This is a genomic window from Novipirellula methanifontis, from assembly GCF_052161655.1.
Taxonomy (GTDB): Bacteria; Planctomycetota; Planctomycetia; order Pirellulales; family Pirellulaceae; genus Novipirellula.
The window spans coordinates 6,582,474-6,593,929 of the sequence record NZ_CP197418.1; the positions used below are offsets into that span (position 1 = coordinate 6,582,474).

Annotated in this window: 8 protein-coding genes; 4 read left to right on the forward strand and 4 right to left on the reverse strand. The window is 54.5% G+C overall.

Annotation, left to right across the window (positions count from 1 at the left end; all coding sequences use genetic code 11):
- Window positions 1-459: 459 nt before the first annotated feature.
- Window positions 460-1,257 (reverse strand): type I methionyl aminopeptidase, encoded by a 798-nt coding sequence (map, locus tag SH528x_RS23745; protein ID WP_442505931.1) that lies wholly within the window; start codon window positions 1,255-1,257, stop codon window positions 460-462.
- A gap of 274 nt (window positions 1,258-1,531) precedes the next feature.
- Window positions 1,532-2,029 (reverse strand): formaldehyde-activating enzyme, encoded by a 498-nt coding sequence (fae, locus tag SH528x_RS23750; RefSeq protein WP_442505932.1) that lies wholly within the window; start codon window positions 2,027-2,029, stop codon window positions 1,532-1,534.
- A 171-nt stretch (window positions 2,030-2,200) separates the two neighbouring features.
- Between fae and SH528x_RS23755 the strand changes: the two genes are divergently transcribed.
- Both SH528x_RS23755 and SH528x_RS23760 read left to right on the forward strand, forming a co-directional pair.
- Window positions 2,201-3,451 (forward strand): ATP-grasp domain-containing protein, encoded by a 1,251-nt coding sequence (locus SH528x_RS23755; protein WP_442505933.1) that lies wholly within the window; start codon window positions 2,201-2,203, stop codon window positions 3,449-3,451.
- Between the two features lie 237 nt (window positions 3,452-3,688).
- Entirely contained in the window at window positions 3,689-3,934 is a 246-nt protein-coding gene (locus SH528x_RS23760; protein ID WP_442505934.1) for a hypothetical protein, read from the forward strand.
- A gap of 46 nt (window positions 3,935-3,980) precedes the next feature.
- Here SH528x_RS23760 and SH528x_RS23765 read toward each other — a convergent pair whose 3' ends face one another.
- Window positions 3,981-5,495 (reverse strand): sulfatase family protein, encoded by a 1,515-nt coding sequence (locus SH528x_RS23765; RefSeq protein ID WP_442505935.1) that lies wholly within the window; start codon window positions 5,493-5,495, stop codon window positions 3,981-3,983.
- Window positions 5,496-5,864: 369 nt separating this feature from the next.
- Window positions 5,865-7,334: a hypothetical protein gene (locus SH528x_RS23770; protein ID WP_442505936.1), complete on the reverse strand. Its 1,470-nt coding sequence runs from the start codon at window positions 7,332-7,334 to the stop codon at window positions 5,865-5,867.
- Between the two features lie 839 nt (window positions 7,335-8,173).
- On the opposite strand from SH528x_RS23770, the gene SH528x_RS23775 reads away from it, so the two are divergent.
- Both SH528x_RS23775 and SH528x_RS23780 read left to right on the forward strand, forming a co-directional pair.
- Window positions 8,174-9,511 (forward strand): Gfo/Idh/MocA family protein, encoded by a 1,338-nt coding sequence (locus tag SH528x_RS23775; protein ID WP_442505937.1) that lies wholly within the window; start codon window positions 8,174-8,176, stop codon window positions 9,509-9,511.
- A 457-nt stretch (window positions 9,512-9,968) separates the two neighbouring features.
- On the forward strand, window positions 9,969-11,345 hold the full coding sequence (locus SH528x_RS23780) for a DUF1501 domain-containing protein (RefSeq protein ID WP_442505938.1): 1,377 nt from the start codon (window positions 9,969-9,971) through the stop codon (window positions 11,343-11,345).
- Window positions 11,346-11,456: the final 111 nt, after the last annotated feature.

Genomic DNA, 11,456 nt, shown 5'->3' on the forward strand with positions numbered 1-11,456 from the left:
GGGCCGAGAAGGGTCGGATAGGATCTGTGAGTCAGCGACTTTTCCGCAGAGCGACTGCGCAAAGGTCATCACAGCGAATCGACGCGAAAACCGGTCGAAACACCACAATGATCATATACTAGGGTCGGAATAGGAGCCTTCAGCGAGTTTTCCGCTCTCGGGCTGGTGACGTTGAGCTTGCAAGTTGTCATCTCTAACACTTCGATGCCCCACCCAGAACTTGCTCCGCTCGTTCTGACCTCCCCAAAACAAGTTTCGGGGAGGTGAAGCACGTCAAGGGACTCGATTCACAACGAAATAAAAAGCCGCACAACCAACTTCGTTAGGGGAGAGGTAACTGTAGTATTGGCAGTAAGAAAAATTTACGTCCAACTCCGACGACAACACCAAAGGTTTAGCAGTCCAGGGCTAGGCCCAGGCATGATGGCGGGGGACACGGTAGCCGCCGCAAGTGCTGCACTAGAATTCGTGACCACGGCGCGGACCATTTTCGGTCAGCGTCAAAATCTCGGGGCCTTCTTCGGTCATCAGCAGCGTGTGTTCAAACTGAGCCGACGCCATCCCGTCTTTGGTCCGCACGGTCCAGCCGTCTTGTTTGTCGCAACGGGTGTAGCGAGTGCCCGCGTTGATCATCGGTTCCACGGTGAAGCACATACCGGGAAAGAGTCGGTCGCTGCGGCTTTCGCGATTCGGGTAGTGAGGAATCGAGGGATCAAGATGGAACTGGCGACCGAGTCCGTGCCCGACATACTCACGCACGACGGTGAATCCACGTTGATGTGCCTCGGGTACAATCGTCTCGCCAATTTCGCTGACGCGGCAACCCGGCGTCAGGGCTTCGATCGCCAAATACAGGCAATCAAATGCACACTGGGTCACACTGCGGCGTTCTTCGCTGACTTCGTCAATCAAGAACGTTTCGCTTTGGTCACCATGCCATCCGTCGACAATCGTGGTGATATCGACATTAACGATGTCGCCCGGTTGAAGTTCGTAAGGTCCAGGAATGCCGTGGCAAATCACCTCGTTGACACTGATACAGCAACTTTTCGGATAGTTCTGATAGCCGAGTGTCGCGGGGGTATGTCCGTGGTCTCGCGTCCACTGGGCCACAAGATCGTCGATGCTCTGGGTTGTGACGCCGGCGACGACGTGAGGACGAATGAAGTCCATCAAACGGGCGTTGACGCGACCAGCACGCCGCATCGATTCCCGCTGGGCCTCGTCCAGGATCAATTTTTTTTGCTGTTTGAGCATTGAACTATTCTCGAATTATGGACTTGTGGCGGCACGGCACAGAAACAAGTGAAGGCCCTTCGTACTCTTGGCACTCCTGCCTCCGATTACGAAGCCGTCACCAAGATCATACCAAACTGCATTGGCGTTCCCAAGCGTCAAATCTTGCGTGCGACATAAACGGTGGAGCCATAAAAAAACTTCTCGATTCGCTGGGAAACGAGAAGCGTCATTGTACGCGAATTGCCCACCAGACGCAGATCGTCTGGGAGCGAACTTGTGTACTCAGCGGGACCTAGAATCCCTTGAAAGGGTGCGCTGCCGAATCCTTTTTCGCAAGCATTTCGTCGACAGTCGGCTTTCCGCCCATAGCTGCGATCAGTGCTTCCTTGGTCGCTTCGTAGTTGTAGTTGTAGATCTTTTCGTCGTCTTCGGCGTGAGGATGGATGAATACACCGCAAACGCAAACGAGTTCTTCCGCTTGATCCTTAGGAATGATGCCTTCGCCCACTGCGTCAGCAACCGCTTTGGCAACAGCGGCTTGTGCAGGACCGAACATTTGTACCGCTTGCTTCATGCCCTTGATCGTCACTTTGGTGATCATCACAGTGGATGGCTTCACGGCGACGTTTGGCTCAAGGACGGCAAGAAGGTTGGTGTGGCCTTCGCTTTGATTCGACAATGCGTTAGCAAATGCGGCTCCAACAGGACCGTTTTTGCTGCCAATCATCAAGTCGATGTGGGCGATTTCGTTGCCGTCGCCGACTAAAGCTTCACCAATGTTAAACTGCATGGACGGGGACTCCGCTGGGAAGTTGTAGGGTTGAGGAAAGACACATTGTGTTGCAATTGTTGGTTTGGGACGCCAGTATCAATCCGACGTGGGCCTCCAAAGCAACAAGAACGGTACCAGATCCATCCATTTCGGGCCACTCCCCCCATTCACTCGTGCGGAACGACACCGTTGAATAACTGCAACTCGCGACCGACCGTAACGCTTGTCGGGGCTAGCGTGCGAGCGGCAGCCCAGTCGGCAACCCGGGCAGGATTCAGCGTCATCGGATTCGATTTGTTCGGAGATAGCGATTGCCAAGCCGCCTGTGATCAATTTGTGCTGATTCGCGACCAGGATGATCTTGCGAAAAAGATTGAAACGCAGGCAACGCGATTCCTCTCTCAATTCACCTCGCCACCCGTCCCCCCTCCGATCCTTTTTGTCGGTGGATTCTCCGGGGACGTCTGTCCACTACCCCACGCCCGTTCGTTGCTTACCCGCAATCTGAAGGCACTCCCATTTTTGGTTGAGCTGGCAACTGCGATTGGAATCCATTTCCCAGCCACATTGCGGGCAACAGAAGAATCGACTCGCGACATCGCCCAGCGAACGAAGTCACGAGCCATGTCACGAGGCGAGCGGTGGCTCTGTAAAGACTTTTCCAGCAGCGGTGGAGTTCACGTCCGCTGGGTTACCAATAAGTCACACGCCCAGTTGCAGTCGGATTCCGACTCGATTTTTTATCAACGTTGGGTCGCAGGCAAGCGGTTCGGCGTGTCCTACCTCAGTGATGGAAAGGAATCGGTGATGCTCGGAGTATGCCGTTCACTGCATACAAGAAAGCCTCCCTACCCATTCGTGCACGGCGGGTCGTATGGTCCCGTATTTCTGTCGGAAAAACAGACCGAAACACTTCGCGAGCTTGGCGACACGCTTGTCACGAAGACAGCATTGGCGGGATTGTTCGGCATCGATGTGATCATCGACGCTCACAAATATCTTTGGTTGCTCGAAATCAACCCTCGCTGGACCGCGTCAAGTGAACTGATCGAGCGAGATCTGATTCGCCGAAATGTGCTTGGATCGCGTGAGTCGTTGATTGGGTCGGCATGCAGGATCCAATTCCCTAACACCAGTCGCGAATGGAATTCCCCTTCGCTTGCGGAGCTTAAAATGCGACTCTCGGAAAGCGATGAGGTTGCAAACCCGTTTTTAAAGAAAGTTGTCTTCGCACGGCAAACAGGAAAGTTTGATCGCGCGGCACTCTCGCATGCGGAAATCAACGGCATCCAGTGTTATGATATTCCTCATGATGCTACGTCCGTTTCCAAGGGGCAGCCGCTGTGCAGTTTGATTGGTCCCACTGAAGCGCTAAGCCAAGCAACTTCGGAAATGCGACTGCGGAACAGCGTTCGCCTTGCACAGATGTCCATTCGCTGAATCGCCGATAAGCAGTTAGGCAGGAGTCTTCCAGTAAATTGGCCGTTTTGGCGCTAGCCACGGTTCCGGCGCTGAACCGTGGCTAGCGCCCAAACGGGTAACGGGATTTCAGCCAATGATTCCTGCCTACTTACTAGGCAGGTCGATCCACCGATTGTTTTACCGCGTAAGTTCCGATCAACCATGGTAAAACCAAGGCCAGTAAACTAGCCCATTCGTGCTGCGAGGAACTTTTTAATGAATTCATTTGGAATGCCCGGTGTCGCAGAAATCGTCATCATCATGCTGATCATTGGCATTCTCGTCCTGCCGCTCGTACTTGTCATTGGTATCGTGTTCTACATCAAAAAGATTAATGAAAACGCGAAACCGACGTATTCACAACCGTCACTGAATTGTCCGAGTTGTGATGTCGCAATCCAAGCTCCGAGTGCCTTTTGCCCTCACTGCGGAGCGACACTGAAGCCAACGGATGATCGGTGAGTGGCTTGAGCCGAAGACGAATCATTGCAACAAAATTTCGGTTCACCTATTCCTGTTTCGCAGGTTTAACTCTTGGCGTTTTCCGCTTGCTTCGCGATTGATTTTTCAGTTTGTCTTCCTTCGCCATAAAAGCGTCTCGAATCGAGGCGTCTGTGTGCGATTGCAATACCACCGCAACAGGATCATCCATCTGATTTAGTGACGAGGTTAATTGGTTTCGCAACGACTGCAGGGTCGGTTGCATGGTAGGGCTGTCGACCAAATTGACCAAGCAATCAGGATCGTTCTGCACGTCGTACAGTTCTTCGAGCACTCGATGGTCGAACAAATCCAGGCGGGCAGAGATGACCGATTCTTTGTTGGCCCGTTTGACCATTTGGCGATACGTCGCAGTGCCAGTGGTCGCGGTGGCAAATTTTCGCTTGCCGTCGCTCCACGGATTGAACAAGTACAGGTACTCGCGAGTCTGGATGCCTCGCATTGGATGGCGGTTCCCTCCGGCGTTTTCGTTGTACTGCAAAATGACAAAGTCGCGATTCTTTTGTGTCTCGCCACGCAGCAGCGGTGCAAAGGAACGTCCGTGCAAAATGTCAGGCGTGGGATGTTCGTGCTGCATCACATCCAAGAGCGTCGGCAAGAAATCGACCGCCGAAACCATGTGACTCGCATCGATCGAATTGGCTCGAGTGACATTGGGCCAACGGACCATCAGCGGCGTGTGCGTGCTGTGGTAATAGAGTTGCGTTTTTGCAAAGGGCAGCGGCATGCCGTGGTCCGACAAAAACATCACCAACGTCGTGTCGGCTTTGCCCAAGTCGTCCAGCGCCGACATGATTTCGCGAAAACAATCGTCGGCACGACGGACGGACGAGTAGTAGCTAGCGAGTTCCTCTCGCACCAGCGGATCATCAAACAAGAATCCAGGGATCGGAACCTCGTCGGCAGAGAACGTTCGCGAAGGCTGATGCGGATCACGTGGTCCCGAGTAAAAAGGTTTGTGAGGATCGGAAATGTTGACCATCAAGCAAAACGGTTTATTCGCTTGCTCTGCCATCCGAATTCCATCCGCAGTCGACTTGCCGTAGCTGGCCACATCTTTGATGTGATACTTTTTACCGTTGGCGTCCGTATCAAGAACCGCGTCCCAGGCATAAGGGTTGTACGGAGTCGAGTGAGTGACTTTGCCACGGATGCCGGCAAAGTAACCGGCTTCTTTGGCCAAATCGCATAACACCGGATAGCTCGGTGACTTGTTTTGCCGAAATCCTTCAACGCCATTGACGTGTGAATAAAGGCCGGACCACATGATGTTTCGGCCTGGCATGCAATTCCCCACCAACACATGAGCGTGCTGGAACCGCAACGCTGTTTTTGCGAACGCATCGATACTCGGCGAGGTGTCGGGTAGTTTGCAGCCGAACACGCCAAGCGAATCGGCACTCATGTCGTCCACCGTCACGATCAAAATGTTTGGCCGCGCGGCATCCGCAGCAACAAGTGCAGGCATGGACAAGGACCAGGCTACTGTGACAAACACACTCAGTCGGAGAAGAGCAAGCATAACCGTCGTCCTAGGGAAATGTAGATGAGATTCAAGTGTTAAGATGTAGTGCAAATTGGACACTTATCGCTAATCGCCAGCAAAAACTCCTCGTTCCCAGGCTCCTGCCCAACGCCGTGAACAATTTTCTGGTAGCTACCTTCGCCAGAAGGTGGTGATTCGCATTGAACGCTAACAATCCACGCTCTGGCGAGCGTAGCTACGAAACGGAAATGCTGTGATTTCCAGCCTGAAAATCGTTCACGGCGATGGGCTCCTGCCTGGGAACGCACTGTTTTTGAGGCTCCCGCCTCGTTTTTTCTCGCTCGGCAGGCGGGAGCCTGCAATTCATTGGGTTGCCAGGCATCAGCCTGGAAACCAGCCTAGCGTTCACTCGTTTGGCGCCGCGTTGGGGTCGATCATTGCCGGAGCGGGCAGTCGACACACCGCCCGTTTGACCGCGATCAGTTTGGGTTCGCGATCACGTGTTTCCAGCACCAACACATCTTCGACGGCACCGTAAAAGTGCGCTGGTTTGTAACGACTGTTGTCGGGAAAGCAAACGATCTGCTTTCGCTGTAGCGGCGTCTCTTCGTCAATCAAATCGCCCGTCAAACTGATATCAAACGAACTGTACGAGGTCGCATATTTCGCCGCGATCGTCGCCGACTTTTCTAACGTGGGGTCGAGGCTCGTGATCACATTGACCGTGTGGTACGGCAACCGTTCTCGCTCAAAGAACTGATCGTACAGCACGCGGGCCATCTCGGGATCGTCAGCAACCTTTTCGCCATACAGTTTGCTGACCATCAGATCAAAGACCTCTTTGTCCGCTGTCTTTAGCGTCGCGATCACGCGGTCTCGCTCCGTCACGTCGGGCACCGTCTTCTGCATCGCGGCGTGCTCCGCGAGTCGTTTCTGCTGTTCCAACGCCGCTTTTTCTTTCGCTTGCCTGTATGCCACGATTTCGTCTTCGGGCAATCGAGTCAGTTGCAACGAACAAGGCACGGTAATCTCGTGGTTGGGTTCCTTCCAAATAATACGAAGTGAAAGTTTGACCTCGTCCACCGACCCACGCTCCCTCGCGAACGCTACTTCGCGATCTCCCGTGACTTGGATTTCCGGACTCAGCCCGCTGCCGTCGATCGAATAAGATTCTCGGAAAGTCGGAAGTGGAGCGTCCTTGTCGACCCACTGCCGCTTCATCTGGGCGAGTGCCACCTTCTCTGGCGTGTCATCCTGTTTCGGGCGAATGCGATTGACTCGAAATGGATCCTTAATCTCAGGCGACACCGCAATCAGTTGCAGGTGGTTGTAGAAGTTGGGGCTCTGGACCAGCGAGACAGGTTCGGTAACTTCCCACGTTTCATTTTCGCTTAATTGCGGAAACGCGATTCGTCCGAGATCAATCGGCAACCCGAAGATCCAACTAGGCCGCGAGACCTTGATCGGTTTACCCCGGTTGTCGATTTCGCAGGCAGCAACCCGTCCGGCCACTAACCGCGATGAGAGTCGGAAAACGCGATCACTTTGCGGCCCGCGGTAGGCTGAATTGCGTTTCCATTGGCATTCGCAGTTGATGGACACCGCGCCGCTATCGCTCCTTTTTAGCTCATAGACGAGGATTCCTTCCATCTCCATCTTCCCCGACGAGGCACCGTAATCCGCTTTCATTTGGATGTTGTAGAAAAGGGGCGATTCCGTCGCGGTGTATTCAAGCGGCGTGTTTTTTTTCTTGGAATCCGCCGAGACTTCTGTCGCTGGTTTCCCGGGGCTGTCTTGGGCAAATCCAGACAGCGAGAGAAAAACGGCGGCGATGGAGGCAAATGCGACAAGGGCACGAGATAGCGGATGTTTCATAGCCTATGACCACACCATTCAGAGAAGCAGAGAATTAAGGTTTCACCTCCAAATCGTACCCGAATGAGGAACGCCAATCTACAAACAGAGGGGGCATTCCGGGGCTAGCGGGCTGGTGATTCAGTGAGCCGTGACGCGTGAGCGGCCGGGTTTAACGCATTACCCGGTGCCTTACGGCCCACGGCTCACGACTACGATTTACAATCAACAGCCCGCTAGTTCGGCTGTCCCATTTTGTGAGCCGAACGCGCTAGCGTCGGGCTGACGCTCGGTAAAACGTTAGCAAAATGAGGCCCGCGGCTAGCGCCGTCGGCTCACAAATACGCTGAAATCGAAAAATTGGGACAGTCGAAACAGCGGGCTTTCCTTATTGAGTTTTAGGGTAGTGGACGAGGCAACGAGTCCCATTGAGCTGACGAATGGCAGGATTCGTTGCCTCGCCCACCACGGCCAACCTTCAAAGGGGGCGTTCCGTGCTAGTCACCTCAGCAATCATCAGGAAGTGATTTGGAGCTTGCTGCCGCTAAGTTGAATCCGTAGCCCTCGCTCGTCTGATGAGAGCAAGCTTCACTCCCTTAGCCATCCGCGGAAGGGCACGACATCGGGAAGTCTATTGACTTGGCGACGGTTTGCCTGTTGGGCTCGGGGGTGTGGGAGGCGACGAATTACAGCGAATTGGCAGTTATTTCGGCGAACTTTCATTCTTTAGTGAACCAACATTGCGATCAAGTTTGGCGATACAATAGTGTGGAATTAGAGATCCGCATCAAGTATCTTGCTTGAATGTCCAGCTTCAGCATCCCACCATTTCAGCCCACCACCACTTAGGATTTTTTGAAATGAAGAAACCGGCTACCCCCCCTGCGCCTCGAAAACCGTCGCCTACCGCGTCCGCAAACCGTCGTCGCTTTCTGCAGACGACCAGTGCAGGCATCCTTGCAGCGGGCGTTTTCAGCGAATTGCCCGCAGCGGAATCAACCTCGGCCAACAGCAAGCTGAAACTGCTTTGTGTCGGAACCGCCAACCGCGCCGCCGCTGACATTGATGGCGTCAAGAGTCAAGACATTGTCGGTTTGTGTGATGTCGACAAGAACTATCTCGACCGTGCAGCAACAAGTTTCAAAGATGCCAAGCTGTATGCCGACTATCGCGAGATGATCGCAAACGAAGCCGACAAGGCGGACGGGATCGTGATCGGAACGACCGACCATCATCACGCTCCCGCTGCGATTCGTGCGATCAACGCTGGGCTTCATTGCTATTGCGAAAAACCGTTGACACATACCATCCACGAAGCTCGTGTGATCGCCGAAGCGGCCAAGGCCAAAGGCGTGGCAACTCAGATGGGTACGCAAATCCATGCCGAACCCAACTACCGCCGCGTCGTTGAGATCGTCCAAGCCGGCGTGCTCGGTGACATCAAAGAAGTCCACGTCTGGGTCGGCAAAGGCTGGGGCGGCGGTGAACGTCCCGAAGCAGGCCAAACGCCTCCTGCGAATTTAGATTGGAATCTTTGGCTTGGTGGTGCTCCCGAGCGTCCTTACGCCGCCGGTCGTTATCACCCCGCCCAGTGGCGTCGTTGGTGGGACTTTGGACAAGGAACCCTCGGTGACATGGGTTGTCACTACATGGATTTACCATTCTGGGCACTGAACCTGCGTCACCCAACGTCGTGCGAAGCCGAAGGACCTGAGGTTCATCCGGAAACCTGTCCACTCGGTTTGAAAGTCAATTACAAGTTCCCTGCCCGAGGCGATATGCCCGGTGTTGACCTGACTTGGTACGACGGCAACCTGACTCCGAAGGAAGTTGCTGGCGAACGCGTTCCCGGCAGCGGCGTGATGTTTGTGGGCAGTAACGGCAGCATGTACGCCAACTACTCGAACTACAAGTTGTTCCCGCAAGACAAGTTCTCGGACTTCACCCCTCCTGCGAAAACGATTCCTGATTCGATCGGTCACCATGCCGAGTGGATCAAGGCCTGCAAAGACGGTTCGCCAACGCTCTGCAACTTTGATTACTCGGGCGCACTGACCGAGTCCGTACTGCTGGGCAACGTCGCCTACCGCACTGGCAAGCAGCTCGATTGGGACGCCGCCGCATTGAAGGCCACCAACTGCCCCGAAGCGGACCAGTACATCTCGAAAGAGTATCGCAAAGGCTGGGAAGTGGCCTAGTTTCTCTGCGACTCCCACTTCAACGAAGTAAATCGAAACAGCCCGCATGGGCCTGATTCCATGAACGTCACCCCCTGGGGTGACGTTTTTTTTGGGGGGACATCGTTTAAAAACGAAGGTGAAGAAGCGGGCGATTTGCACTCTTTGGCACCACTGGCGTTAAGGACGTTCGGTACAAGAAATGGCGGGCGGTAGTGGACGAGGCTACGAGTCCTGCAGCTTCACTGAGCCAAAAAGGACTCGTTGCCTCGTCCACTACGGAAGACGCCGTCAGTTATTCTTCCGATGGTCCTAAAAGCACTTTGCAGTCACGCGACCATTGAAGCTACAATAAGGGTCGTTACGCGTCCGCGCCCCCATCCCTAACGTTATCCACCGTGGACCTAATCAGGGATTTTAGGGCGGTGCGGCAACGAGCATTCCCTACCCCGACATCCCCTCCCCACATCCCGACCTCATGTTAAACCTAACCTCGCGTGGTATCGCTCATACCTGTGACGGCACTTCGCGTCGCGACTTTCTGCAGGTCGGCACGCTGGGGGCGATCGGATTGGGTTTACCCCAGTGGCTAGCAGCACAAGAAATGGGGGCAGTGGATCCCAGTAAAGACAAACGCAGCTGCATCATGATTTTCAATCTTGGTGCTCCCAGCCAACTTGATACCTTCGACATGAAACCCGAGGCCCCCGCCGAAGTGCGAGGTCCGTTCAAACCGATTTCAACTAGGGGTGACTTTCAGCTTTCCGAGATTCTGCCCATGCACGCCGAGGTCGCGGACAAGTTCTCGATCGTACGGTCTTGTTACCACACCTCGGCGGCGGTGCACGACGCAGGTTGGCAGATGATGCAGACGGGGCGTCAATTCAGCGGCGGAGTGAACTATCCGCACGCTGGAGCGGTGGTCCAGTACATGCAAGGCCGCCGGACAGATTTGCCCGCACACGTGGTGTTGCCTGAAACAATGGGGCGTGGCGGCGGCAATTTGCCCAACGGACAAGCCGGTGGATTTCTGGGGAAGTCGTTTGATCCGTTTGCACTGATGGCCGACCCCAGTCAAGCGAATTTCAAAGTCCCCGATTTGTTGCCGCCTTCGACTCTGGGCGATGTGCGAATTGATCGACGCCGCAGAATGCGAGATGCCATCGAAGGACGGATGAAGCAGCTCGAAGCGTCCGAGTCGGCCAAGATGATGGACAAAAACTTTGAGTCGGCATATCGGCTGATGAGCAGCCCGCAAGCTCGCGAGGCATTCGATTTGACTCAAGAAACGACGGCCGTCCGCGAACGCTATGGAATGAATCGCTTTGGACAATGCTGCTTGCTGTCACGACGGTTGATCGAAGCCGGAGTCCGTTTCGTGACCATCAACACCTTCTTAACCGTGTTCAACGAAGTCACTTGGGACATCCACGGCAGCAAGCCGTTCACGACGATCGAGGGGATGAAGAACATCGTCGCCCCGATGTACGACCAAGCCTACTCGGCATTGATCGCCGATTTGGCTCAGCGTGGAATGCTCGAGGACACGATGGTATGCGGATTGGCAGAGTTCGGCCGCACACCCAAAGTGAATCCCGCAGGCGGACGTGATCATTGGCCTCAATGTTTCTCGTGCACGTTCGCCGGTGGCGGTGTAAAGGGAGGCCGCGCGATCGGGGCGAGTGACCCGATGGGAGCGGTGCCGGCGGATCGCCCGGCGAATCCGGGCGAAATCATTGCAACGATTTTTAAAAGCTTGGGACTCGAACTGCATGCAGAGTTACCGGGACCTGCCGGACGCCCGTTTCCGCTGGTCGATTTTGGAGTTCGCGAAATCAAAGAACTGTTTGCATAGAAACGATCGGAATAATCACTGACGGATAGTCGTTGATCGCTCCGCGATAAAAACAAGGATCGCGGGCTCGGGCGGAAAATGGCTGTCGGATTTCGACGTAGCTGCCGTCGC